Source organism: Gemmata sp., assembly GCF_051859125.1.
Classification (GTDB): domain Bacteria; phylum Planctomycetota; class Planctomycetia; order Gemmatales; family Gemmataceae; genus Gemmata.
The window spans coordinates 49360-73232 of record NZ_JBHYGG010000124.1 but is presented as its reverse complement, the minus strand read 5'-3'; the positions used below and the strand labels follow the sequence as shown (position 1 = coordinate 73232).

Sequence of the window (23873 nt, the reverse complement as noted above, 5' to 3'; positions counted from 1 at the left end):
CACGGCTTCCCGTCCGGGGCGCCCAGGTTCAGTTGCTTGAGGCCGGCGTACACGCCCGCCAGCACCTTCTTCTCCCTCCGCCCGGCCCGGAGCGCGGCCACCAGCCGGGCGGCCTTCGCGGCCGTGTCGGCCAGCGCGTCGCGGAGCTCCTCCGCGGCGGCCAGCGGGTGCGCCGGGTCGCTCCGCGGGGGCACCGGACCGGGCACATCGGTCGTCTTCATCGTCGCGATCCTCTCGGTGGTCACGGTCGCGGTGATCGTGTCCGCGGGCGGCACGGCCAGGTCTGGGTTGAGGGCCGCGACCACCACGGTGACCCCCGTCCCCCTCGGCCACGACCAGCGGGGCCGGGCCGAACTTCAGCACGCGTCACTGGAGCGTCAGCGCCCGGGCCAGGAGCCGCCGGTCCAGGGCCACCCGCACCGGCGGCCCCGCGGCCGCCGAGCGCGGCAGCACCACCGCGCGGACCGCGCCGGTGCCCGCGTCCCGGCTGCGGACCGCAACGGTCGCGCCGGCGTCGAGGGTCACCGGGCGGTGCTCGTCGGCCGCCCCGGGCAGGCCCGGGAGCGCGGCGCGCAGCGCGGCGGCGTCCGCCGGGTCGAGGGCCACGGTGGTCGCCGCGTGCCGCGGCACCACGCTCGCGACGTCCGGGTACCGGGCCCCGACCGCGACCGGCAGGAACACCGCCCAAGGCCCCTCGGCCACCACCAGGTGCGCCGCGGCCCGCCCGACCCGCACGCCGCCGGCCCGGGCCAGCGGCTTCGACGCGAACACGGGAACCGCGGGCACGAGGGAGCACGGACATTCAGGCTGGCATCTTTTCCGTTCGTGCGTGACACACGATGTCGCTCACGGAGGAACTTCACATGCGGCGCCGCCACGAACTCACCGACCCACAGTGGGACAAGATCCAGCACCTGCTCCCCGGCAAGGCCGGTGACCCTGGCCGCACGGCCACGGACAACCGCCTGTTCGTGGACGCGGTCCTCTACGTCCTCGGGACCGGCATCCCCTGGGAGGACCTGCCCGCCCGGTTCGGCGAGCCCGACACCGTCTGGAAGCGGTTCGACCGGTGGTGTGCGGCCGGCGTGTGGGGGCGGATCGCGGTCGCCCTCGGCGCACCCGACCTGGAGGAGGTCCAGCTCGACTCCACGACCATCAAGGCGCACCCGGTGGCCTCGACGGGGCGGCGGTTGCCCCGGGAAAAAAGAGGACGCGGACGAGCGGCGGTGCCTCGGGCGGAGTCGCGGGGGGCTGACGACCAAGCTCCACGCGCTGGTGGATCGCCGGGGCCAGTTGGTCCGGCTCGTGGTGACGGCGGGCCAGTGCGGGGACGCCCCTCAGGCCGAGCCCCTGCTGGCCGGGCTGACGCCCGGCACCGTCGGCCACGTGCTGGCCGATGCCGCGTACGATAGCGCGGCGATCCGCACCCGGGTCCGGCGACTGAGGGCGAGAGCGTGCATCCGGCCGAACCCGACCCGGAAGCGGAAGACGCGGTACAGCCGGAGCCGGTACAGGAACCGGAACGTCATCGAGCGGTTCTTCGGCGGGCTCAAGCGGTACCGCCGCGTGGCCACGAGGTACGAGAAGAAACCCGTCAACTTCGCCGGCTTCGTCTGGCTCGCCGCCCTGATAAACCAGGACTTCTGAATGTCCGTGCTCCCTAGCCCGGGGCAGTGCTCGGGAGGGAGCCCGCGTCACCGTCGTGCGGCACGATTATGCCGCCGGGGCGGACGGTGCGGACGAGTGGGGCGCGAGACGCCCGTCCACCAGCAATGCGGTCCGACGCTCTGTGGCCCCGCGTCGCCGCGTGCCGACCAACGATGGTGGCAGTTGGTTATCGGTGTACAGGGGGTCACGGACATGGGGTTCTTCAACGGGCGGGTCACGTTCCTCCGGTTCGCGGTCGGCGGGGACGCGCCCCCCATGTTCGGCGACGAGCACCTGGACCAACTCCGGGACCACGTCGCCGGGCGGCAGACGCTGGAAACGGCGGACGGGATCGAGGCCGGGTGGTCGGGCGGCACGTCCGTCCTCGACACGGCCTTCGACCTGGCCAAGAACGTGATCAACGACGCCCTGCACTTCGAGTTCCGGGTCGACACGGACCGGCTCCCCGGCGACCTGCTCAAGGCGTACTACGAGGCCGACCTGGCCGCCCTCTCCAAGGACAACAAGAGTGGGTTCGCGTCGGCCAAGCAGAAGCGGGAGGCCAAGGCGTCGGCCCACGACCGGCTCAAGGCCGAAGCGAAGGACGGGCGGTTCCGGCGGCGGAAGTGCACCCCGGTGCTCTGGGACCGGGCCGCCAACGAGGTCCTCTTCGGGGCCACGTCGACGGCACAGGTGGATCAGTTCACGGATCTGTTCAAGCGGACCTTCGACCGCCCCCTGGAGTTACTCACCGCCGGCCGCCAGGCCGAGCGGACGGCAACCACACTGAAGCTGGCCGCCCCCGAGGACGACGTCTCATCGTTCGTGCCGGGCAGCGGCGGCGAGGTGGCGTGGGTGACGGGCGGCGGGGCGGCCGACTTCCTGGGCAACGAGTACCTGCTGTGGCTGTGGTTCCTCAGTGACCTGGGCACGGACACGGTGGCACTCAGCGACGGCAGCGAGGCGACGCTGATGCCGGCCCGGACCCTGTCGCTGGACTGCCCCCGCGGGGTGACCGGCAGCGGCACGCTCGCCAGCGAGGGGCCGACCCGGCTGCCCGAGGCCCGGCGGGCGGTGCAGGCCGGGAAGCTGCCCCGGAAGATGGGGCTGACCCTGGTGCGCCACGGCGAGCAGTACGACCTGACCCTGCACGCCGAGACGCTGGCGGTCGGGTCCGCGAAGCTGCCGCCCCTGCCCGATGAGGTGACCGAGGCCCGGGCCAAGCTGGACGAGCGGGCGAGCCAGGTGCGGGAGTTGGTCGAGACGGTGGACCTGCTGTACGCCCAGTTCCTGGCGGTGCGGCTGTCGCCCAAGTGGGCGGGCGAGTTGGCCCGCATCCAGGGGTGGCTGGCCCGCGGCGAGCAGCGGGCAGCGTGACGGTGCGGTGGGGTGAAAGGGGCGTCGTGCGCGTGCCGGGCGGAACCCCACCACTGCAATCACGTCGCGGTAAGTGCAACGACCCCGCCGGTCGGCCGGCGGGGTCGGTCCGTTCCGCCCACGGCGGCTCACCTCACCACCGCTTCTTGCCCTTCACCCGCATGGCGATGGCCACCTTCCGTACCGCCTTCCGCGCGGACGGCGTCAGGGGCCGCGGCGGCGGGGGCGGCGTCGGACGGAGTTGAGCGGCCACGTACTCCCCGGCCGCGGCCACGGCGTCGGCCACCCCCTCGATTGCTCGGCCCAGCGTGCTCATCGGTCGCTCCTCGGTTGCGGACTCGGCCCACTCAACCCGAGGCACTTTCCATGCCGGGCTGGCGGAACCACCGGCCGATCCGCTGCCGCGGCAGACTCGTCTTCGGCGGTGCGTCGACCCACCGGCAGTTATTCGCCGCGGTCGTCCGCGGTTCCACCTCCGGGGTGAACCATGCCGCCGACCGACTGGCCGCCGTGGCTCGTGATGTGGGTGCTCGCCGCGTCGATCTTCGCAGCGTGCAAGTGGTTGACGTGGCGGGCGACGCCCGCACCGGGAACGCCCACGCGGCGTCACGCCGCGTACCTGTTGGCGTGGCCGGGGCTGGACGCGGGGGCGTTCCTCGACCCGTGGTCCCTGCCCCGTTCTCGACGGCCGACACGCGGCGAGTGGGTGCTCGCCGCCGGCAAGTTCGCCCTCGGCGTCGCCCTCGTGTGGGGGGCCGTGCCGCTCGTCCCGCCGGACCGCCCCCTACTCCGCGGCTGGGTCGGGATGGCGGGCCTGGTGTTCCTGCTCCACTTCGGCACGTTCCGTCGGCCCGGCGTTCGGCCTGTTCCACCCGCCGTTCGTCATCGGCGTGGTCCTGCCGTTCCTCGACGCGATCGGGGCCGCCTGAAGGGGGAAGTAAGATGGACGTCTCGCTTGCCGACGCGATCCGCCTCGCCGGGGCCGGGCAGTTGTGCGTGCTGGTGGCGTCGGCCCTGGTGCCGCTGCGGCTGAACTGGAAACGCGACTTGGCCTCGCTCCCGGTGCTGCACCGGCAGATGTACTGGACGTACGGCGGGTACGTCGTCCTCGGCATCGTCGCCCTCGGCGTGACCAGCCTGGCGTGCGCCGACGAACTGGCGGCGGGGTCGCGGCTGGCCCGGTGCGTGTGCGGGTACGGGGCGGTGTTCTGGGGCGTGCGGCTGGCCCTCCAGGCGGTGTTCGACGTGAGGCCGCACCTGACCGCCCGGTGGCTCGCGGCCGGCTACCACGGCCTCACGGTCCTGTTCCTGTCGTTCACGGCGGTGTACGCGTACGCGACGATGCGGTAAGGGGCCACAACACGAGCCAGTCGACGCCGAAGACGGGCCGGCACCGGACAAGGGTGCCGACTGCGGCCCTCCGCGAACCTGGTCCGCGAAGGGCTCACGGCACCGCCGGTCCCCGGACGAGTGCGGTGCTGGAACCGCCCTCCGCGGGACGCACGACAGACCATTTGCTCGGGCGACGCGACGTCGCCCCGGTGCAGAGCACCGGGCGAAACGGCCGAAGGCACAGCTGAGAGTTAAGACGGACTACCCGATGTCACGCTCGTTGCGTTGCGGAGTGTGCGGGATGTAGCCGCGCATAGTACGGGCGAACCGATGAAGACGGTTGGGGCAATTGAAGACCCCGCTGTCCCCCAACAGTGTTAGCCGGGAATCACCCCGGACGGAAGAGCGGGGTCCGACCCGAATGCTCCTCTACTTCTCATCATCGGGCCGCGGGGTCTCAGCCTCGACGAAGTACCCCATCACCGACTCACAGCAGCGGGGCCAACCTCTGCGGGTGTAGGCCAAAAGATCGCAACTGCTGCACGATTTTAGCCTTCCGCACGCTCGACACACGAGCAATTTGCGGCCGACTGATTCTTTGCCAGATTGTTTAACTTCAGCCATTTGCCCATCCCCGCGGGGAGACATCCATGTCAGGACAGTGTGGCAAATGCCGAGCAAGTTTCGTTCCAAAATCTTACCGCGGCACGCCGTTGGGGCGGTCGGCTGCAGCATGACCGGTGGCGAGGTGCCTGAACGTCCCCTTCGACCCGAGCGAGATGGGGTGAGGTTTCAAGAACGTGGCTGAACAGCCCGAGATAGGGGATGAATCCAACGCAACAGCTCCTGTGGTGCAGGCCAAGCTCACACTCGGCGGGGAGTCTTTACCCGACGGCTCCTCCGGCCGGCTCACGGCCCGTACGACACGTAGAACGTCCCGCCCGCCCCAGAGGTGCCGACCGTGGACACGAAGACGCAATAGAGGCTGTTGGCCCTGTGGCTCGCCCTGGTCCTTGCGCTCGTCACGTGGGCGGTTAGGAAGGCGGAGAGCGGCACCCGGCGTTCCGCGCGACGGCGGCGGATCAACCGCGGGCGGTGCGTACCTCGGCTTCGGTCCGGGGTCGAGGTTACCATCCGGGTTGCGGGCAATGGAAAGTTTCACCGGGCGCCCGTGAGGGACGCGAGTCCCCTTGCGGTGCGCGGCCGCTTCGCCGACGGTCACCGGTTGCCTCGAACGAGGTCGGCGAGTTCACGCGGGGACGGGGTCCGCCACGCGGCGTGTAGAGGTACCGGGCGGCCAGCCGCCAGGGCCGGCGTGCCCACCACGCCCGCGGCAAGCGGGGGCAGCGGCAAGGGCCCCGGGGCCCCACCCACGCGTCCGCCGGGTGTGACGACAAAGGTTCCGGCGGGGGCAGAGACGATCACGTGCGGGTTCGGGTCACTTCGGCGGAGCTTCTCGTCGAGGGCGTACCCCGAGTACCGTAGCGCCCGCAGCTCGTTGGGACTGAGCGGCCACACCGGGACCACCGGGCTCGGGGGCGGCAAGAAGTCGCGGACCGGGACCGCGGGCACGGCACCGACGCGCGCCCCCGCCGGCTCGCGGTCGAGCACCCGGACCCACTCGCGGACGTGCGCCACGGTCAGCGCCGGCTCGCTCGCCCGGAGGACCGCCACGACCCCGGCGAAGTACGCCGCCACGTTCGACGCGCCCGCGGTCTCCTCGCCGTTACTGAACCGCACCGACGAGTCCGGGACGACCACGTCCGGCTTCACCCGCCCGTCCGCCGTCGGGCCGACCGCTGACGTTGGTGCCTCGTCGCCGACCGTCAGCACGCCCGCGTGGTCCGCCGGCGGGTAGACCTCACTGCCCCGCGGGGCGTCCACGAACTCGACCGACGGGACCGACCGGCCGGTGACCGGGTCGGGCACCGGCGGCCGGCCGGCGGTGAGCAGGAGCCGGAGGCGGTCCCGCGGGCCGAAGTTCGGGGTGTTCGCGCGGACGCGGACCCGGTACTCCTCGCCGGCCCCGGTCGCCGCCAGGCCGGTCAGGGAGAGCCGCTCGCGCGGGTTCTTCGTCTCCCCCCCGGCGGCCGCCCTCCCGGCCCCCACCTGCACGAGCTTGCTCTCGCCTACGACCCGCCCCCGCGAGTCCTCGACGACGAGGTCCAGGTCCTTGTCCGTGCCCGCGTCCTCGGCGTCGCGGTAGTCGTTCCAGGTGAGCAGGACCGTGGCCGAGTTCTCGTCCAACCGGTTGCGGAACCGCAGCGCCGTCGCCCCGGCCGCCCCGAACCGGAGGAAGCCGTCCGGGCCAACGTCCACCGGGCCGTTGTACACGGCCCCGCCCGTGTTCCCCGCGGCGTTCACCCAGATGACGCCGGCCGCAACGGCTTCGTCCACGGCGGCGTTGATCGGCCCCCGCCCGTCGTAGTTCCCCGCCCCCTCGAACGTCCCGCCAAAGAGGACCACGTCCACCTTCAACTCGATCGCCATCCGGACCGCCCGGCGGAACATCGTCGGCCCGTTCGCGTTCATCAGGTAGAACTGGGGGCCGTCCGGTGAGCCGCCGGTCGTCGCCCAGACGAGCTGCGCCAGAAGCCGGCCGTGCGCGTCGCCGGGGTTGAAGGGCTTGGTGAACCCCGGGTCGCCCAGGCCGAACTTGTTGACGAAGTCCGCGCCGTAGTGCTCGATCACGACCGCGGTGGCGGGCAGGTACGGCCGCTTCCCGTCCACCCCGTCGAACCCGGAGTCGAGGACCGCGACCTTGACGCCCTTGATCCCCGGCACGGCGGCGTAGCTCGGCAGGAGCCCGAGTCGGCGGCGCGCGTCGTCCGGGTTCAGGACCCGTGCGGCGGCCGACTGCAACTGCGGCTGCTGCGGTTGCGGCGGCGGCAGTTGCGGCAGCGGCGGCTGTGAAGCGACTGGTCGGAACGGCGCGACGGCCGCGACGAGCAAGCCCGAGAGGAGGAGGTGGCGCATGGTGAGGGCTCAGAGAGGTGAGAAGTGGGACCCGGTGGGAGACGCCCACCGGGTCGGAAGTCATCGGCCCGACCGGGCGACCTACCACCCGCCGTACCAGCCGCGCCAGCCCCAGCCGCCCCACCCCCACGAGGCGTATGCGGGGTACGCGGGGTAGAACCCGCCGTACCAGCCCCGGTACGCGGCGAGGCCGGGGTAGCCCCAACCCCAGTAGCCCGGGTACCCGCCCCAGCCCCAACCCGTGGGGGCGCGGAACGAGTAGTAACCGCCCCACCCGCCGCGCCAATAGTGGGACTGGCTCGGGGACTCGTTGTCCATCTCGGCCCCGGCTACGAGGGCCGGGGCCGGCGTACCGTTCAGCACACTGACCCGGGCCGGTCCGGACTCGCGGTCCAGTTCGCCCGCTCCGGCCGTTCCCCCGAAGGTCATCGCGAGCAGGGCGCACATGACAAGTCGCAGCATCGGACCGTCCTCTTTTGGTGTCGGCCGCCCCGCCGTGTCCCCCGGACGACGGAAAGGTATCGATGCACTTATTATACCGCCGCACCCGCGCGGGCCGATCGCGTAGGCCGAACTCGGCCACTACCAAGGCAGAGGCCTTCCTGGTTTCGTACGCCGGGACGGCGGGCCGCCGGTGCCAGTCCACTTATCCGGCTTGGCTCGCGTCCGGTTGCGGTCCGGACCACCGGCCGGGCGGCGATCGCGGTGAGCAACTCGCCGGGCCGGTCGAGGTGGCGCGGGCCGGGCCGGCGTGAGCATCGGCGGCCGCGCGGCGGGGAATGACGCCGGTTACCGGTTGATCATCTTCTGGGCGGCCTCGGAGTACCGCTCGCCTTGCACGCTGGCTCCCGCTGCTGCGGCCCCGATCTCCCCGAGGTCGTCGGCGGATAGCTGGACGGCGGCCCCGAGGTTCTCCTCCAGTCGGTGCCGCTTCGTCGTCCCGGGGATCGGCACGATCCACGGCTTCTGCGCGAGTACCCACGCCAGTGCGAGCTGAGCGTTGGTCACCCCCTTCCGCGAAGCGACGCCCGCGATCACGTCCACCAGCGCCCGGTTCGCCTTCCGGTTCTCGGCCGAGAACCGCGGGACGGTGTTGCGGAAGTCGGTCGGATCGAAGGCCGTGCCCTCGTCGATCATGCCGGTCAGGAACCCCTTGCCCAGCGGGCTGAACGGGACGAACCCGATCCCCAGCTCTTCGAGCGCCGGCAGGATCTCCGCTTCCGGCTCCCGCCACCACAACGAGTACTCGCTCTGCAGCGCCGCCACCGGCTGAACCGCGTGCGCGCGGCGGATGACCTCGACGCCCGCTTCGGACAGGCCGAAGTGCTTGACCTTGCCCTGTTGGATCAGCTCCTTGACGGCCCCGGCCACGTCCTCGATCGGCACGTCCGGGTCCACCCGGTGCTGGTAGAGAAGATCGATCCGGTCGGTGCGGAGCCGCTCGAGCGATGCTTCCACCATCTCGCGGATGCGCTCCGGCCGGCTGTTCAGGACGCCGGGCTGTTGCTTCCCGTCCTTGTAGCTGAACCCGAACTTGGTGGCGATCACCACCCGGTCGCGGACGGGGGCGAGCGCCTCGCCGACGAGTTCCTCGTTCGTGAACGGGCCGTACACCTCGGCGGTGTCGAAGAACGTCACCCCCAGGTCGACGGCCGCCCGGATGAGGGCGACCCCGGCCTGCTTCTCGACCGCCGGGCCGAGGCCGAAGCTCAGGCCCATGCACCCAAGTCCGAGGGCCGACACCTCGAGGCCGCTGTTCCCGAGCTTACGCGTTTGCATCTCGTCCCTCCTGAGAAGTTAACGGGCGAGCCGCGTCGTACCGGATCCAAAGGGTTTCGCCCCGCCGCTCGACCGACTTGAGCCGGAGCGGGAACAGTGCCTGACCCGCGAGCCCGTCGAACACCGCCGGGGCCCTTGTCCGGCCGTCGGTCGGCGCCATCAGGTGGCAGATCACGTGCGGTCCGCTCGCCGTGTCGTGCTCCTTCATTCCGTCTTGAGCGACGCCATGTCGATCGAGAAGCGGTACTTCACGTCGCCCCGGAGCATCCGCTCGTACGCCTCGTTCACCATCTGGATGGGGATCACCTCGACGTCGGAGGTGATGTTGTGCGCGCCGCAGAAGTCGAGCATCTCCTGGGTCTGAGCGATCCCGCCGATCATCGACCCGCCGAGCGTCTTGTTCCCCATGAACAGGGCGAACGCCGACACCGGCAGCGGCTTCTCCGGGGCACCGACCAGGGTCAGGTTGCCGCCGACGCGGACGAGGTTCAGGTAGGCGTTGACGTCGTGCTCGGCCGACACGCAGTCGAGGATCATGTCGAACGTGCCGGCGTGCCGCTTCATCTCGTCCGCGTTCTTCGAGACGACGACCTCGTCGGCCCCGAGGCGCCTGGCGTCCTCGGCCTTGCCCGGCGACGTGGTGAACACGGCCACGTGCGCCCCCAGGCGTGCGCGAGCTTGACCCCCATGTGGCCCAGCCCGCCGAGGCCGACGACCCCGACCCTCTTCCCCGGGCCGACGCCGTTGCGCCTCAGCGGCGAGTAGGTGGTGATGCCCGCGCACAGCAGCGGGGCCGCCCCGGCGAGGTCGAGGTTGGCGGGGATGCGGAGGACCATGTCCTCCTCGACCACGACCGAGTCCGAGTACCCGCCGTAGGTGACCGGGGCCGTCCCGTGTTTGTCGGGCGAGTTGTAGGTGAAGGTGGCGTTGGGGCAGAACTGCTCCAGCCCGCTCCGGCAGTTCGGGCAGGTGTGGTCGGACCCGACCAGACAGCCGACCCCGACCACGTCGCCGGCCTTGAACCTGGTGACGCCCGCGCCGGCCGCGGTCACCCGGCCGACGATCTCGTGGCCCGGCACGCACGGGTAGGCGGTCGGCATCACGCTGTGCCACTCGTCGCGAGCCGTGTGGAGGTCGGAGTGGCAGATGCCACAGAACAGGATCTCGATCCGCACGTCCCGGGCGGTCACGTCCCGGCGGGGGACGGTGGTCCCGGCGAGGGCGGCGGTCGGGCTGGTGCAGGCGTAAGCTCTGGCGGTATACATTCGTTGGTGCTCCTGGTGGTGTCGGACCGGTAAGCCCTTTCCGCCCAATCTGCGGCGCGACCTTCTCCCCCGCCGCGAGTCGGCGGACTCGCGGCGAACCCCGCTGTCACTGGATCGTCTGGCCGCCGTCAACGACCATCGCGTGGCCGACCATGAAGGCGGCCGCGTCCGAGCACAGGAAGACGACGGCCGCGGCGACCTCCTCGGGCGTGCCCATCCGCCCGACCGGCTCCTCCGCGATCACCTTCGCCCGCCCCTCGTCCGTGCCCCCGGTGAAGCGGCCCATCATCGGCGTGTCGATGTACCCGGGGCAGACGGCGTTGATTCGGAGGTTCCGCGCCGCGTAGTCGAGGGCCGCCGCACGGGTCAGGCCAATCACCCCGTGCTTGGCGGCGGTGTACGCGGGGCTGCCCTTGATGCCGATCACCCCGGCCCCGGACGACGTGTTCACGATCGCCCCGCCTCCTTGCTCGAGGATCAGCGGGATCTCGTGCTTCATGCACAGGAACACGCCGCGGAGGTCGACGTCGATGATCCGGTCCCATTCCGCCTCGTCGTAGTCCGCGGTCGGGGCGGGCCTCTTGGGCTCGATGCCGGCGTTGTTGAACGCGAAGTCCAGTCGCCCGAACGCCTCGACCGTCTCCGCGAGAGCCGCCCTCACGTCCCCGGCCCGCGTCACGTCGCACCGAACGGCGAGTGCGCGCCCGCCTTGCCCTTCGATCAGGCGGACCGTCTCCCGGGTGCCCTCCTCGGACACGTCGGCCGCTACCACGCTCGCACCCTCGCAGGCGAACGCCAGCGCCGCCGCGCGACCGATGCCGTTCGCGGCCCCCGTCACGAACGCCACCTTCCCCGCGAAGCCCCTCGTCTCGCTCATCGCCTGCTCCTGTGCTTGCTCGCCGTCTCGCGGCGCGCGTGAACGTTCGCCCGATTCGCGCCGGCCGCGTCCGGCGACCTCGGCCAGCGGCGATGCGACGGGTCATTGACCGTACTGCTCGTCGCTGACCTTCTCCAGCCACTCGACCACCTTGCCGTCGAGCTGCTCCTGGATGGCGATGTGCGTCATCGCCGTGGTCGGGGCCGCCCCGTGCCAGTGCTTCTCGCCCGGCGGGAACCACACCACGTCGCCGGGCCGGAGCCCCTCGACCGGGCCGCCCAGTCGCTGCGCCCGACCGACGCCGGAGACGACGATGAGCGTCTGCCCGAGCGGGTGGGTGTGCCACGCCGTTCGCGCCCCCGGCTCGAACGTGACACTGGCCCCCGCCGCCCGGGCCGGGTCACGAACCGAGAACAGCGGGTCGATGCGGACCGTGCCGGTGAACCAGTCGGCCGGCCCCTTGGCGGACGGCTGCGACCCCGCTCGCGTGATTTCCATGTGCGACTCCTCGTGTTTGGCCCGGGGCACGTCCGCCCGGGAGCAGGCAGACACCGGAAGGGTGATGGCGGCCGCCCCGACGGACCTCAAAAACGCACGGCGGGGCAAGCGTGCCGGATTGACATCGGCCGGCTCCGGCCCCCTCACACAACTGCCCATAATCCTGACCTCGCTTCCAGCCGTCGGAAGACGACCTCGTTTCCCCGGTGAATCCCGTCTGTCATTCCAACTCAAACTTCACGGTCGCACGTCCCGTGCCGACTGCGGCGGCGAGGCCCGCCGGGTCGTCGACCCGCCCGAGCCGCTTGTAGCTGTAGGACGTCGGAAACGTCTCGTAGAAGAGCACCAGGGTGCCGGCCTGCCAGAGCATGAGGTCGCCGGCCCGGATCGTCCCGGGGTTCGCAGCGGCGGTCGGGAGTGGGGCCGGCAGGCGGTACAACTTCTCGTTGCCGTTCAACTCGCTCATGTCCAGCGTGAGCGGGAGCATGGCTTTCAGCTCGGCCGCGGCCGGGTTGTCCTCGAGCGTGGCCGCAAACGTGTTCATTCCGATTGTCACTTTCATTTTCTCGCCCACGGGTTGATTGCCCGGCTGCACGAGGGCCGCGGGAGACGTGGAGGCGGCGGCGCTCCAAATGGGCTGACTCGTCTCGCAGGAGGTCAGCCCGATCAGAATGCCCGCCGCGAAGGGAGCGGCACCTCGTGATTTCGCCATGACTCTTCCGTCCTCTCGCTGTCTCACTTCAGGCGGTCGGTGAAAAAGGCCGCCAGCTTGTCGAAGGGGATCAGGGTCACCCGGTCGTACAGGTCGACGTGGCCCGCCCCCTTGACCAGCAGCAGTTCCTTGGGCTCGGCGGCCCGCTGGTACGCGTCCTCGCTGAACTCCTTCGAGTGCGCCCGGTCGCCGGTGACGAACAAGAGCGGCCGCGGGGAGATCGTCTCGATGTCGTTGAACGGGTAGAAGTTCATGAACTTCACGTTGCTCGACAGCGTCGGGTGCGTGGTCAGCTCCGGCGACGAGCCCTTCGGGGTGAACTCGCCCCGCGGGGTGCGGTAGAAGTCGAAGAACTCGCGCTGGATCGGGTGCGTGTCCGCGGTCAGTTCGTGTACGGTCCCACTGGTGTACTTGGTCTTCCCGCCCTCGAACTCGGCGTACCGCTGCTCGGCCGCCTCCGCGATGATCTGCTTCCGCTGCTCGAGGGTCAGAGACTTGTTGAGCGCGTGCCGGCTGGCGGCCCCCATGTCGTACATGCTGACCGTCGCGACCGCCCGGATGCGCGGGTCGATCTTGGCCGCGCTGATCACGAAGCTCCCGCTCCCGCAGATGCCGATGGCGCCGATCCGCTTGCGGTCGACGAACGGCCGCGTGCCCAGGTAGTCCACCGCGGCGCTGAAGGTCTCGGCGTACACCTCCGGGGCGACGGCGTTCCGCGGCTGGCCCTCGCTCTCGCCCCAGAAGGACAGGTCGACGGACAGGGCGGCGAACCCGTGCTCGGCCATCTTCGTGGCGTACAGGTCCGCGCCCTGCTCCTTGACCGCGCCCATCGGGTGCCCGACCACGACCGCGGGGAGCTTGGCGTCCCGATTCGCGCCCCTGGGCCGGAACAGGTTCCCGGCGACGGTCATCCGGTACTGGTTCTTGAACGTGACCTTCTGCACGGTCACCGTGTCGCTCGTGTAGAAGTTGTCCGCTCCGGTCGTCACCTCGGGGGCTCCTTTTGGAGGTCATGCCGGCGGGGCGGCAGTTGCGTCCGTGAGCGGCACCGCACAGGCCCACAGCGCCGCGGCGACGCCCAGCGGAATGGCGAGCTTCGTTGCGGTCTTCATCTCGCACCTTTCAAGGAGTGTGGTGGTCCGATCGCCCCGACCGTCTCAGGGATCGGGGCGGTTGGTCGACAAACGAATCGTAAGCGCCGGCTTCGTTGAAGCGGTATCCTGATCCCCCCGGACTTTAGCCTGATCCTCCGCGACTTCACCGGAGTCGGTGCCCCCACGCGTGTGGGGCGGGTAAACTGGAGTGGGGAGAGAAACGAGCGGGAGTGCCGACGTGGCGAGGAAAGATCTGACGACGCTTGCCGCAGCCGTCGAGCGGCACACCGGGGCCGACGGCGATTACGAGACGGCCGTGCCGGGCCTGTGGCTGTACCGATCCTCCACGCCCTCGGAGGAACACGCCGTCGTGTACGTGCCGTCCCTGTGCGTCGTGATGCAAGGGGCGAAGGAGGTGGTCGTCGGGGGCCAGGTGTACCGCTACGACCCGGCCCAGTCGCTCCTCGTCTCGGTCGACATGCCCGCCCTCACTCACGTGGCCGACGCCACCCCGGACCGCCCGTGCCTGGCCGTCCGCGTCCCGGTCGACCCGGCCGTGGTGGGTGAGTTGCTCGCCGACGGTACGGCGCACCCGCCCGGGCCACCGACCCGGGGCATCGGGGTCATCAACCTCGAGTCGCCGCTCCTCGACGCGGTCGGCCGCCTTCTGGGCCTGCTCGACGCCCCTCACGAGATTCCGGCACTCGCCCCGCTCGTGCTCCGGGAGATCACCTTCCGGCTGCTCACCGGCCCGGAGGGGGCGCGGCTCCGGCAAATCGCCTCCGCCGGTGCCCCGGCCCAGCGGATCGCACGGGCCATCCGGTGGCTGCGGGACCACTTCGCCGAGCCGCTACGGGTCGAGGCGCTGGCGCAGCAGGTCGGGATGAGCCCGTCCGCGCTTCACCTCCACTTCAAGAGCGTGACGGCCCTGAGCCCGCTCCAGTACCAGAAGCGGCTGAAGCTCCAGGAGGCCCGGCGGTTGATGCTTGCGGAGGGACTGGATGCGGGCGAGGCGGCGTTCCGGGTCGGGTACGAGAGCCCGTCCCAGTTCGGTCGCGAGTACCTGCGGATGTTCGGAGCCTCGCCGCGGCGGGACGTCGCCGCGCTGAAGGCCGGGGCGCACGCGACGAGGTAAACGGACGATTGTTCCGGCCGCTCGCGATCCCTCAGCACTTCCGCCCACCGAACGCCGGATCGACCTCACACGCGTCGCCCGCACCGGCGGCCACCGCCTGCTCGATCGCCGCCCGGAACATCTCCGGCGGCTGCGCGCCGGACAGGGCGACCGTGCCGTTGATGACGAAGAACGGCACCCCGGAAATGCGATCGCATGAAGGTCGTGTCACTGAGCGTCGGCGGGCCGCGGGAGGTCGCGTGGAGGGGTGAGGCCGTGCTCACCTCCATCTTCAAGGCCCCGACCGATCGCCGGCTGCGGGTCACGACGCTCAAGATCGAGGGCGACCAGCAGTCCGACCTGACGGTCCACGGCGGGCCGGGGAAGGCGGTCTACGCCTACCCGTCCGAGCACCGCGCGATGTGGCAGCGGGAGTTGCCCGACGCGGACCTGTCGGGCGCGGCGTTCGGCGAGAACCTGGCCACCGAGGGGCTGACGGAGGGCGTGCGGATCGGCGACCGGTACCGGATCGGGACGGCCGAGTTCGTCGTCACCCAGCCGCGGATGCCGTGTTACAAACTCGGGATCAAGTTCGGGCGAACGGACGTGCTCCGGCGGATGCTCCGGACCGGGCGGACCGGGTTCTACTTCTCGGTGGCTCGGTGGCGACCGAGGGCGAAATCGGGGCGGGCGACGCCATCGAACTGGTGCGGCGGTCGGAGGGCGACCTGACCGTCGCCGACGTGATCCGTCTGTTCACGGTGGAGGCGCGGAACCGGGACCTGCTCCGCCGCGCGCTCCGGTCGCCGGTGCTGCCACAGCACTGGAAGGACTACTTCGGGGAACGGCTGCGATAGCCCGGACCCTCACCTCCCGGCCAGCCACGCCCACAACAACGCGCCGCCGGTCCCGGCCACGGCGAGCCCGAGGATCGTCGCGCAACCGCCCCCCGGCCAGTCGCCCGGCGCGAGCACGACGCGGCCCGGGTCGAGCGGGTCGTAGTACGCCGTCACCTCCTTGCCCGAGCTCACTTCGCCCCCGTCGAGCCGGCCGACCACGGCATCGGCGCGGGCGACTTTCCCCGCGACGCGGAACTCCAGGGTCGGGTAGTGGAAGTCGACGCCGCCCGCGTCGTTCGTGGACTCGGTGCGGACGGACACGACGCGGGCCGTGACCCGGACGGCCCGACGGACCAGCGCCCGCTTCTGCCGCCGCCGCTCCGCCCCGCCGGCGATGGCGAGCAGGCCGCCGCTCAGGAAGAACAGCCCGAACCCCAGCCGGTGGTCGATCACGACGCCTCCGCGATTGTGGCCGAGGTCGGTGTGGGAGAAAACTGCCCCGGCCGCCCGACAGCGAACACGGGCCGTCAGGTCGTCGGTAGCGACCGCTGTTTTGATCCGCGAGGCGGTCCACCGTCCCGTTCGCAGGTCAGGCCCGCGGCGGGCGCTGCCGCGTCAGCAGAACGGTCGCCCGTGAGAACGGGGTTCGCTGCGCGATCTCCAGCCCCGCGGGGGTCGCGCGGGTCTCCTGTTCCATCGTCGTACCGAAGCACGGGATTCGGTACGCGGCGCCGTCGCGGTCCGGTGCGACCGCGCCCTCGGCGACCCAGGAGTGCGGCCGGAGGAAGGGGAAGAAGGCCTCCCGCCCCTCGACCCGGAAGCTGTGCCCGTCGTCGGCCAGGAAGACCGTCTCCGCGCTCCGGTAGACGGGCGCCCACAGGTTCGTCACCCGGGTCGTGTGCAGCACCTCGTTGAGGTGCCCGCGGCTGGCGTAATCCACGGTGGTGGTGAGGACCAGCGCCGACAGGCGGGACGCCAGGGCCAACGATCTCAAGGACCACTTGTCCGCCAGGGCGAGCGCGCTCGCCCGGAGCCCGCGCGGGTCGGTCACCTCGAACCGGATCTTCCCCCGCCAGCGCCCTTCCTTGGTCCGGAAGTAGTGGTGGTGCGGGGCGTCGGGAACCATGGCTTTCCTCGTCGTTGATCTGCGAACGCTCGCGATTCATGGTTTTATGCCCTCTCCGACCCGCGGGCGGGAAACCCCACCGGTAAGGTTGCAATATGCAACCAAGATGCCGGCACCCTGGCTCAGTTGCGAACTGCAACTCGAACCAACAGGAGACGACCACGCACGACAGCGTTCGTTCCGACGCGAAGTCCCGCACCGCCCGCCGCACCATCCTCGCCGCCTCGGCGGCCGCGGTCGAGGAACCTCTGCGGAAGCGGCTCCGGATTCATCCGGGTGAGCGCGACCCGCGTCCCCCACTTCGTGGCGGTGAGTTGCGACAATTCGCCGGGGACCGGGGTCCGCCCGATCCGGGCGGACCCGCGCCACCTGTGCCCCTCCAGCACGCCGCAGTTGATCAGGGTCGGGCGGGCTCCTGACCCGATCCGGGTGGTCCAGCGCCCACGTCAGGCCCACGGCCCGCCGGAGTCGTGCACCACGAGGTGGCCGTTGCCGACCGAAGGGTGGTCCGGCAGATGCCCGAGGTACGTCGCGTACACGGGTTGCCGTCCCACACGGAACACCGAACCCCATCGACGACGTGATCCTTCGGTTCCAGCACGGCACGACACCGCCCCCCGCCCTCGTGGCGGCTCCGACCACCCGGTCGGGTGCGGTGCACCTCAGGCCAGGATCGGCTTCACCACCTCGCCGGCGACGTCGGTCAGGCGGTAGTCGCGGCCGGCGTGGCGGTACGTCAGCCGCTCGTGGTCGATACCCAGCAGGTGCAGGATCGTGGCGTGCAGGTCGTGCGTGTGGACCTTGCCCTCGGCCGCCAGGATGCCGTACTCGTCCGACGTCCCGTGGGCGACGCCGCCCTTCGCCCCGCCGCCGGCGAGCCACGACGTGAAGCACAGGTTGTGGTGCTCGCGGCCCGCGTGCCCGGCCTGCTGGTGGAACGGCGTCCGCCCGAACTCCGTCGTCCAGACGACGAGCGTGCGGTCGAGCATCCCGCGCCGCTTGAGGTCGGCCAGCAGCCCGGCGATCGGCCGGTCGATGGCCTTCGCCAGCCGCTCGTGGTCGGCCATGTTCCCGTGCGAGTCCCAGTTGTTGCTCGACCCCACGTCGATGAGTTCGAGGAACCGCACCCCGCGCTCGGCCAACCGGCGGGCGACGAGGCACTGCCAGCCGAAGCCGGTTGTGGCCCCGCGATCCACCCCGTAGAGTTTGAGCGTCTCGTCGGTCTCCTTCGTCAGGTCGAACGCCTCCGGAGCCTCGCGCTGCATCCCGAACGCCGTCTCGAACGACCGGATTCGCGCGTCCAGCGCCCGGTCGGCGGCCCGCTCGTCGAGGTGCTTGCGGTTGAGCTTCCCGAGCAGTTCCAGTTCCATTTGCTGGAGCTCGGGGCCGGGCACGCGGGGCAGCACGTTCGGCAGCGGATCCTTCCCGGGCACGACGTGGGTGCCCTGGTGGCACCCCGGGAGGAAGTCGCTGCCCCACGTCTGGGCACCCGCGTACGGGGCGGCCGGGGCGAGCACCATGAACGACGGCAGGTTCTTGTTCACCGTCCCGAGGCCGTAGCTGGCCCACGCCCCGATGCTCGGCCGGGCGAACTGCGGGCTGCCGGCGTGGGCGGCGAGCGTGGCCTTGTCGTGCCCGTCGCTGTCGCAGTGCATCGCGTTCAGCAGGCACACGTCGTCGATCACGCCGCCGAGGCTCGGGAACAGGTCGCTGACCATCAGCCCGCTCTTGCCGTACGGCTTGAACGCCCACCGGGGCTTGATCAGGAATCGTTCGAACTTCCCGGGCTTGTTCAGCCACCGGGACGCGGTCACCGACTTGCCGTGGTCGGCGATGAGCTTCGGCTTGTGGTCGAACGTATCGACGTGCGACACGCCGCCGGTCGAGAAGATGAAGATGACGCGATCGGCCTTCGCGGGGAAGTGACCCTTCCGTGCGGCCAGCGGGTCGGCCGGGTTCGCTTCGGCGGCCTGCGCCTCGGCCAGCAGGCCGGCGAGCGCGACGGCCCCGAACCCGCCCGAGGCTCGGTGCAGGAACTCACGGCGAGAAGAACGCATGGTTCAAAACCTCATTATTCGCAGCTCGTGGCGAAGGTTCAATCCACAAACAGGAACGCATTCGCGGTCAGCAGCACGCGCCCGAGTGCCGACCACGCGGCGACCGCTTGCTGGTCCGGCTTCAGCCCGCGCTCGGCGGCCTTCGCACGGTAAGCCTTCAGGAACGCCAGGGCGTCGGCCACGGCGGCATCGTCCGGGACGCGGCCGTGCGTCGTCTCGAAGGCCAACCGGATGCGGGCCGCGTCGTCGCCCGGCGCGGCGAGCAACCGGCGAGCGAACGCCTCGGCTTGCGTGTGCACGAACGGCGCGTTCATCAGGTACAGCGCCTGCGTCGGGGTCGTGGTGGGGAGCCGCTCGCCGACGCTCAGGTTCGGGTCGGCGGCGTCGAACAGTGCCAGGAACGGGTGCCGCCGGTTCCGCTGCACCATCAGGTAGACGCTGCGGTGGTCGGAGTCGTACACGGCGTGGAACGGCGCGTGGATCGTGAACCCCCAGGTGTTCACGTCCGGGAACGGGTGCCCGGCGGGCGTGTCGCGGTTCAGCCGGCCGCTCGCGGCCAGCATCGCGTCGCGGATCGACTCGGCGTCGAGGCCGCGGCGGGGGAACCGGCTCAACAACTTATTCTCCGGGTCGGCCTTCGCGGCCGAGGGGTCGTCGGCACCGGCCAGTTGATACACGCGCGACCTCAGGATCAGCCGGTGCAGTTCCTTCACCGACCAGCCCGACTTCACGAACCGGGTCGCGAGCGCGTCGAGCAACTCGGGGTGCGTCGGCAACTCCCCGCGCGTCCCGAAGTCGCTCGACGTGGCGACCAGCCCGCGGCCGAAGTGCCCCTGCCAGACGCGGTTCACGAACACGCGGGCGGTCAGCGGGTTCGTCGGCCGGGTGACCCAGTCGGCGAGTTCGAGCCGGCCGCTGCCCTTGGCGTCCCTGGGGAGCGGGTCGCCGCCGAGGATCCCGACGAACCGCCGCGGCACCTCCGGCCCGGGGCGCTCGGGTTCCCCCCGCAACTGCACCCGGGCGTTGCCGGGCACTCCCTCGCTCACGCCGTACGCCATCGGGTACGGCTCGGCCGAGGCCGCCGCTGCGCGGAGCTTCGTTGCTTCCGCCAGTGCGGCGTCGATCTTGGCGAGCCGCTCCTTCAGGTCCGCCGGTGCGGCGACCGGCTTCACGGGCTCGCCGCCCGGCGCGGGCAGCAGGGCGGCTTGCAGTGCGACGTTGTCGAGGTCGCGCGCGGGGGCGGCCCCCGCGACGTGCCCGATGGCGTCGCAGATGAACGTGTCGATCACGCCGTCCCAGGCCGGGCCGACGCCCTTGTCCGCGAACGCCGTGAGGTCGCCCGGCTTGCCGACCACGCCGGAGTACGTCTTCTTGCCCGGGTCGATGGCGAGTTGCAGCGTGTACCACGTCCCCGGTTCGAGCTTGCGGACCACCTCCCACTTCGCGCCGCTCCTGACGGCGAACTCCGTGGCCGTGACGCTGCACTCGACCGCGAGCGACGCGATCACCCCGCGGCCGACGTAGAACCGGTACGCGCCCGTCTTGTCGGTCGGGGCAACGGTGCGGAAGTCGATCGCGAAGTGCATCCTCGCGTTCGGCGTCGCCTTCAGCGGGGTGTCGAGGACGTACCGCACGCCGTCCGTGGGCTTCCCGCTGTCGAGGCGGACCCCGCGGGTGCCGGCCGGGTGGAGGTGGGCGAGCGGGCTCTGCGCGTCCGCCGAGACGGTGTTCGTTCCCTCGGAGAGCCACGGCTTCCCAGGTGCCTTGCCGAGGGCCTGGCCCTCGAACCCCAGATCCGCCCCGCCGCCGACGGCCTTGCCGTCGAGGGTGCCCCGCTCGGCCTTGAGTCGCCCGATCTCGGCGTCGAACTTCGCCAACTCGTCGGCCTTGGCCTTGTCGCGCCGGGCGGCCTCCTCGGGCGCCACGAGCGGGACCAGGTTCGCCGGCCGCTTGTGCTCCTCGCCGCCGGGGAACGACCACTTCGTGCTCTGGAGGATGCCGTAGAGGCCGTAGTAGTCGGCCACGGTCAGGGGCTCGTACTTGTGGTCGTGGCACCGGGCGCACCCGATCGAGAGCCCCAAGAGCGACCGGCCGGTGGACTCGATCACGTCGGCAAAGTCGAGGTGCTGGAAGTCGGGGTTCGGCGCGTACCCGTACCGCTTGCCGACCGCGAGGAAGCCCGTGGCGGTCACGCGACTCGCGTACTTTTCGGGCGGGCCGTCCCGCGCGATGAGGTCGCCCGCGATCTGCTCGCGGAGGAACTGGTCGTACGGCACGTCGGCGTTGAAGGCGTCGATCACCCAGTTGCGGTACTTGTAGGCCTCGCGGACCGGGTAGTCGGCCCCGTCGCCGGCCGTGTCGGCGTACCGGGCCACGTCGAGCCAGTGCCGGCCCCACCGCTCGCCGTAGTGCTTCGACGCGAGCAACCGCTCGACCACCCGCTCGAACGCCCCGGGCGTCTCGTCGGCGAGGAAGGCGCGGATCTCCTCGGGCGTCGGCGGCAGGCCCGTCAGGTCGAAGGTGGCGCGGCGGAGGAGCGTCCGCTTGTCGGCCGCTGCGGCGGGCTTGATCCCGGCGGCCTCGAGGCGGGCCAGGATGAAGCGGTCCACGTCGGTGAGCGGCCACGCCGCGTCGCGTACGGCGGGCGGGGGCGGGTCGGCGACCGGGCGGAACGCCCAGTGGTTGCGGTCCGCCTCGGTTGTGCCCGCGGGGCGGGCCGCGGTCGCCTTCTCCTCGGGCCACGCCGCGCCGTCGGTCACCCACTTCGCCACCGCGGCGATCCGGGCGTCGGGGAGCTTGCCCGACTGCGGCATCTTCACGTCGCCGGTGTGGCGAATCGCCGGGAGCAGCGTTCCCTTGTCGGCCTTCCCCGGGACGACGGCCGGCCCGTTCTCCCCGCCCTTGAGCACGGCCGCCCGCGAATCGAGGCGCAACCCGGCCTCCTGCTTCTTCGCGCCGTGACACCTCTGGCACTTCTCCACCAGGAGCGGACGCACCTCCTTCTCGAAGTGGGCGACCGCCTCGGGGGTCGGTTCCGCGGCGCGGGTCGTGGGGAGCGACCAGGCGACGACGGCAACGACCGGGAGGAGCCGAAGGGAACGGGTTCGTGGTCCGGGCATCGCAGCGGTCCAACCGGAGGTGGGTTACAGTTCGGGATGCGGCCAGGCGGGGGGTGTGGGCCGCGTCGATATAGGCGAGGTTCATTGTGGCGCGGGAGCGTCTCCGGGTCAAATCCGAAGGTCGCGTTCCCGATGCAACCGCGTGCTTGCGATCGGCGAGGGCCGCCGTCCGTGCGACGGACGCCACCGCCACCAGCATCGACCGCCTGCCCGCGGCGAGCGCGTCCTCCACCGACCGGACGGCGGCCAACTGGTAGTTCCGGAGCGGCAGGTGGTCGGTGGGCTCGGCCGCGAGCTCGCTCTGAACCGCCCCGGCGTCCGACGCGAGGGGTGCCTCCAACCCGACCAGCATGTACCACCCATCCGACGCCCGCGACAGGTTGGTCGGCTTGCGGACGGCGCAGAACCAGATGCCCGACTTGGTTCCGAGCTGGCGAAGGTAGGGGCGGCCGTTGGTGGAGAAGCAGAACGGGCGGTTGTGCTTCTCCCAGGGACCGGGCCACCGGGAGCGGCCAGCGCCGCGTCGTCCTGGAAACCGCGACCGTACCGCTTGGCGTGCCCAACCTTCCCGGCCACGTCCTCGTTCACCTTCGCACGAGGGCAAGCTGCTCGACCAGATCCACAACCTGAAGCGGCGGCTGCGGCTGGTCCGCAACATGCAACTGGTCGGGGTGCTGAGCCTGTTCTGCTGCACCGGGACGATGTTCCTGTTGTTCCTCGGCCGCGTGGGCGTCGCCGAGGTGGTGTTCTCCGTGGCGCTGGTCCTGATGATGGGGTCGCTGGCCATTTCCGCCGAGGAGATCCGCATCTCGGTGCGGGCGCTGGACCTGCACCTGACGGACCTGGGGAAGAAGAGGGAAGCCGGAGCCGAGTCGTAAATTGCGGCCGCGGGACGTGCCCGCCGCGTCCCGCGACCGTGCGCCGGCTCTCCCGCCCGGAGGAAGCCACTCCGGTTTCGGGGCGAGCCAGCGGGCGTTCTCTAGGAGTAGCAGCACCGGCTCGCACTCGGGCACCGGGTACGTCTCGGGGCCGGGTCGGAAGTAGTACGCCCGGCCCTTGCCGCCGGACCTCACCGTCCCGCTGCGGACCCATTCGCCCGTGGCCCGCCGCTCTTCGAGGACCACCTCGTCGGGGGACGGGCACGTCACCCCCGACCGGCGTACACCTCCGGCCTCAGCGGCCGGCGACTCATCGTCATTTCGCACTTCGGTTACTCGTCCTCCTCCTCCTCGTCGTCTTCGTCATCGTCCGCGTCGACTTCGTCATCGTCCGCGTCGTCTTCGTCTTCGTCGAGGTCCGCGTCGTCGAGGTCATCGGCCTCGTCATCCTCGTCGGCCTCGTCATCCTCGTCATCAGCTTCTTCCTCGTCAATGGCCGTGACGGGGGGCTCCAACTCGTCCGGGTGGAGCGGTAAATCCAGGTGCATAACGGGCTCCGGTGCTGGGTTGCGGTTCAGTCGGCAGGAAGCAACCTAGCAATTGGTGCGCCGGACGACGAAGCGCGAATCTGGGGTGTACCCGCGGACCGGGGCCGCTAGATCACTCACTCCCCCCAAGGAGCAGGCATGACCATCGACGGTGTTTCGCAGTCCACCGGAATCGAGCGGCTGGTCGAAGTGGCCGCGGCCGACGGCGGCATCCGGGTCGTCATCCGCGACCGGAAGCTCGGCACCGAGTTGGGGGCCGTCACCGTCCCCGCCGACGCGCTGATGACCGTCCTCACCGACCAGCCGAAGGGCGCGCAGACCATCTCCGGCACCGCCGGGAGGGCGCTGGAGATCGAGGTGCGCCGCAACGAGGTGTGGTTGGCCAGCGGCGGCCCGGACGCAGCCGTGGGACTGGACGACCTGATGGACGCCGTCGCCGGTGCCCTCCCTTCCGCTTGAGGTGCGGCCCGCCGCACGCGCGTCGATACCAACGCGGTCGCTCCACTCGGAACGGTGACGACCGACCGCGTGAACCTCCGTGCGGATCGTTCCCCCTCCGGGCGGGTGGGGGGGGGGGCGCCCCCCCCCCCCCCCGGGCCGGGGGCGGCCCCCCCGGCCGCGGCTGCCCCCCCCAC

At 71.1% G+C, this 23873-nt stretch carries 23 protein-coding genes and 3 pseudogenes; 8 read left to right on the top strand and 18 right to left on the bottom strand.

Annotation, left to right across the window (positions count from 1 at the left end):
- A pseudogene (locus tag ACTIGN_RS13425) lies at positions 1 to 305 on the bottom strand (hypothetical protein); the annotation flags it as partial.
- 61 nt (positions 306 to 366) lie between these two features.
- The gene (locus ACTIGN_RS13420; protein ID WP_439624589.1) at positions 367 to 786 is read right to left on the bottom strand and encodes a hypothetical protein; all 420 of its coding nucleotides are present in this window, start codon (positions 784 to 786) and stop codon (positions 367 to 369) included.
- Positions 787 to 863: 77 nt separating this feature from the next.
- Here ACTIGN_RS13420 and ACTIGN_RS13415 point away from each other — a divergent pair.
- Together ACTIGN_RS13415 and ACTIGN_RS13410 are read left to right on the top strand one after the other, a co-directional pair.
- A pseudogene (locus tag ACTIGN_RS13415) lies at positions 864 to 1647 on the top strand (IS5 family transposase).
- A 213-nt stretch (positions 1648 to 1860) separates the two neighbouring features.
- The gene (locus ACTIGN_RS13410; RefSeq protein WP_439624588.1) at positions 1861 to 3024 is read left to right on the top strand and encodes a hypothetical protein; all 1164 of its coding nucleotides are present in this window, start codon (positions 1861 to 1863) and stop codon (positions 3022 to 3024) included.
- A 133-nt stretch (positions 3025 to 3157) separates the two neighbouring features.
- Here ACTIGN_RS13410 and ACTIGN_RS13405 read toward each other — a convergent pair whose 3' ends face one another.
- Both ACTIGN_RS13405 and ACTIGN_RS13400 read right to left on the bottom strand, forming a co-directional pair.
- Positions 3158 to 3340: a hypothetical protein gene (locus ACTIGN_RS13405; RefSeq protein WP_439624586.1), complete on the bottom strand. Its 183-nt coding sequence runs from the start codon at positions 3338 to 3340 to the stop codon at positions 3158 to 3160.
- 128 nt (positions 3341 to 3468) lie between these two features.
- Complete coding sequence (locus tag ACTIGN_RS13400) at positions 3469 to 3624, bottom strand: hypothetical protein (RefSeq protein ID WP_439624584.1); 156 nt, start codon at positions 3622 to 3624, stop codon at positions 3469 to 3471.
- A gap of 342 nt (positions 3625 to 3966) precedes the next feature.
- Here ACTIGN_RS13400 and ACTIGN_RS13395 point away from each other — a divergent pair, with 342 nt between their 5' ends.
- Entirely contained in the window at positions 3967 to 4374 is a 408-nt protein-coding gene (locus ACTIGN_RS13395; RefSeq protein ID WP_439624582.1) for a hypothetical protein, read from the top strand.
- 1200 nt (positions 4375 to 5574) lie between these two features.
- Here ACTIGN_RS13395 and ACTIGN_RS13390 read toward each other — a convergent pair.
- The 8 genes and pseudogenes from ACTIGN_RS13390 to ACTIGN_RS13355 all read right to left on the bottom strand — a co-directional run bounded on the left by ACTIGN_RS13390 (position 5575) and on the right by ACTIGN_RS13355 (position 13452).
- The gene (locus tag ACTIGN_RS13390) at positions 5575 to 7332 is read right to left on the bottom strand and encodes a hypothetical protein (RefSeq protein WP_439624580.1); all 1758 of its coding nucleotides are present in this window, start codon (positions 7330 to 7332) and stop codon (positions 5575 to 5577) included.
- Between the two features lie 81 nt (positions 7333 to 7413).
- Complete coding sequence (locus ACTIGN_RS13385; RefSeq protein ID WP_439624578.1) at positions 7414 to 7794, bottom strand: hypothetical protein; 381 nt, start codon at positions 7792 to 7794, stop codon at positions 7414 to 7416.
- Positions 7795 to 8121: 327 nt separating this feature from the next.
- On the bottom strand, positions 8122 to 9111 hold the full coding sequence (locus ACTIGN_RS13380; RefSeq protein WP_439624576.1) for an aldo/keto reductase: 990 nt from the start codon (positions 9109 to 9111) through the stop codon (positions 8122 to 8124).
- Between the two features lie 204 nt (positions 9112 to 9315).
- Positions 9316 to 10376 (bottom strand): annotated as a pseudogene (locus tag ACTIGN_RS13375) (NAD(P)-dependent alcohol dehydrogenase).
- Between the two features lie 106 nt (positions 10377 to 10482).
- Positions 10483 to 11253, bottom strand: a complete 771-nt coding sequence (locus ACTIGN_RS13370; RefSeq protein ID WP_439624574.1) for an SDR family oxidoreductase — start codon at positions 11251 to 11253, stop codon at positions 10483 to 10485.
- 102 nt (positions 11254 to 11355) lie between these two features.
- Complete coding sequence (locus ACTIGN_RS13365; protein WP_439624572.1) at positions 11356 to 11751, bottom strand: (R)-mandelonitrile lyase; 396 nt, start codon at positions 11749 to 11751, stop codon at positions 11356 to 11358.
- A 220-nt stretch (positions 11752 to 11971) separates the two neighbouring features.
- Positions 11972 to 12295 carry a cyclophilin-like fold protein gene (locus ACTIGN_RS13360; protein ID WP_439624570.1) on the bottom strand — a complete coding sequence of 108 codons (324 nt, stop codon included), beginning with the start codon at positions 12293 to 12295 and terminating at the stop codon, positions 11972 to 11974.
- Between the two features lie 191 nt (positions 12296 to 12486).
- The gene (locus ACTIGN_RS13355; protein ID WP_439624568.1) at positions 12487 to 13452 is read right to left on the bottom strand and encodes an alpha/beta hydrolase; all 966 of its coding nucleotides are present in this window, start codon (positions 13450 to 13452) and stop codon (positions 12487 to 12489) included.
- A gap of 343 nt (positions 13453 to 13795) precedes the next feature.
- Here ACTIGN_RS13355 and ACTIGN_RS13350 point away from each other — a divergent pair, with 343 nt between their 5' ends.
- The gene (locus ACTIGN_RS13350; protein WP_439624566.1) at positions 13796 to 14692 is read left to right on the top strand and encodes an AraC family transcriptional regulator N-terminal domain-containing protein; all 897 of its coding nucleotides are present in this window, start codon (positions 13796 to 13798) and stop codon (positions 14690 to 14692) included.
- 31 nt (positions 14693 to 14723) lie between these two features.
- On the opposite strand, the gene ACTIGN_RS13345 is transcribed toward ACTIGN_RS13350, so the two are convergent.
- On the bottom strand, positions 14724 to 14870 hold the full coding sequence (locus ACTIGN_RS13345; RefSeq protein WP_439624564.1) for a hypothetical protein: 147 nt from the start codon (positions 14868 to 14870) through the stop codon (positions 14724 to 14726).
- A 17-nt stretch (positions 14871 to 14887) separates the two neighbouring features.
- Here ACTIGN_RS13345 and ACTIGN_RS13340 point away from each other — a divergent pair, with 17 nt between their 5' ends.
- Positions 14888 to 15403, top strand: coding sequence for an MOSC domain-containing protein (locus tag ACTIGN_RS13340; protein WP_439624562.1), 516 nt, complete (start codon positions 14888 to 14890; stop codon positions 15401 to 15403).
- A complete protein-coding gene (locus tag ACTIGN_RS13335) occupies positions 15379 to 15528 on the top strand; it encodes a 3-alpha domain-containing protein (RefSeq protein ID WP_439624560.1) in 150 nt (49 codons plus the stop codon). The genes ACTIGN_RS13340 and ACTIGN_RS13335 overlap by 25 nt, the downstream gene beginning before the upstream one ends.
- A gap of 9 nt (positions 15529 to 15537) precedes the next feature.
- Here the strand turns inward: ACTIGN_RS13335 and ACTIGN_RS13330 are convergent, their stop codons facing one another.
- The 4 genes from ACTIGN_RS13330 to ACTIGN_RS13315 form a co-directional block, all read right to left on the bottom strand.
- On the bottom strand, positions 15538 to 15963 hold the full coding sequence (locus ACTIGN_RS13330) for a DUF3592 domain-containing protein (protein ID WP_439624558.1): 426 nt from the start codon (positions 15961 to 15963) through the stop codon (positions 15538 to 15540).
- 136 nt (positions 15964 to 16099) lie between these two features.
- Positions 16100 to 16636 (bottom strand): hypothetical protein, encoded by a 537-nt coding sequence (locus tag ACTIGN_RS13325; protein WP_439624556.1) that lies wholly within the window; start codon positions 16634 to 16636, stop codon positions 16100 to 16102.
- 662 nt (positions 16637 to 17298) lie between these two features.
- Positions 17299 to 18693, bottom strand: coding sequence for a DUF1501 domain-containing protein (locus ACTIGN_RS13320; RefSeq protein ID WP_439624554.1), 1395 nt, complete (start codon positions 18691 to 18693; stop codon positions 17299 to 17301).
- Between the two features lie 38 nt (positions 18694 to 18731).
- The gene (locus tag ACTIGN_RS13315) at positions 18732 to 21812 is read right to left on the bottom strand and encodes a PSD1 and planctomycete cytochrome C domain-containing protein (protein WP_439624552.1); all 3081 of its coding nucleotides are present in this window, start codon (positions 21810 to 21812) and stop codon (positions 18732 to 18734) included.
- Between the two features lie 455 nt (positions 21813 to 22267).
- Here ACTIGN_RS13315 and ACTIGN_RS13310 point away from each other — a divergent pair, with 455 nt between their 5' ends.
- Entirely contained in the window at positions 22268 to 22690 is a 423-nt protein-coding gene (locus tag ACTIGN_RS13310) for a DUF2721 domain-containing protein (RefSeq protein WP_439624550.1), read from the top strand.
- 332 nt (positions 22691 to 23022) lie between these two features.
- Here ACTIGN_RS13310 and ACTIGN_RS13305 read toward each other — a convergent pair whose 3' ends face one another.
- Positions 23023 to 23238, bottom strand: coding sequence for a hypothetical protein (locus ACTIGN_RS13305; protein WP_439624548.1), 216 nt, complete (start codon positions 23236 to 23238; stop codon positions 23023 to 23025).
- Between the two features lie 138 nt (positions 23239 to 23376).
- Here ACTIGN_RS13305 and ACTIGN_RS13300 point away from each other — a divergent pair, with 138 nt between their 5' ends.
- The gene (locus ACTIGN_RS13300; RefSeq protein WP_439624546.1) at positions 23377 to 23697 is read left to right on the top strand and encodes a hypothetical protein; all 321 of its coding nucleotides are present in this window, start codon (positions 23377 to 23379) and stop codon (positions 23695 to 23697) included.
- The last annotated feature ends 176 nt before the right edge of the window (positions 23698 to 23873 follow it).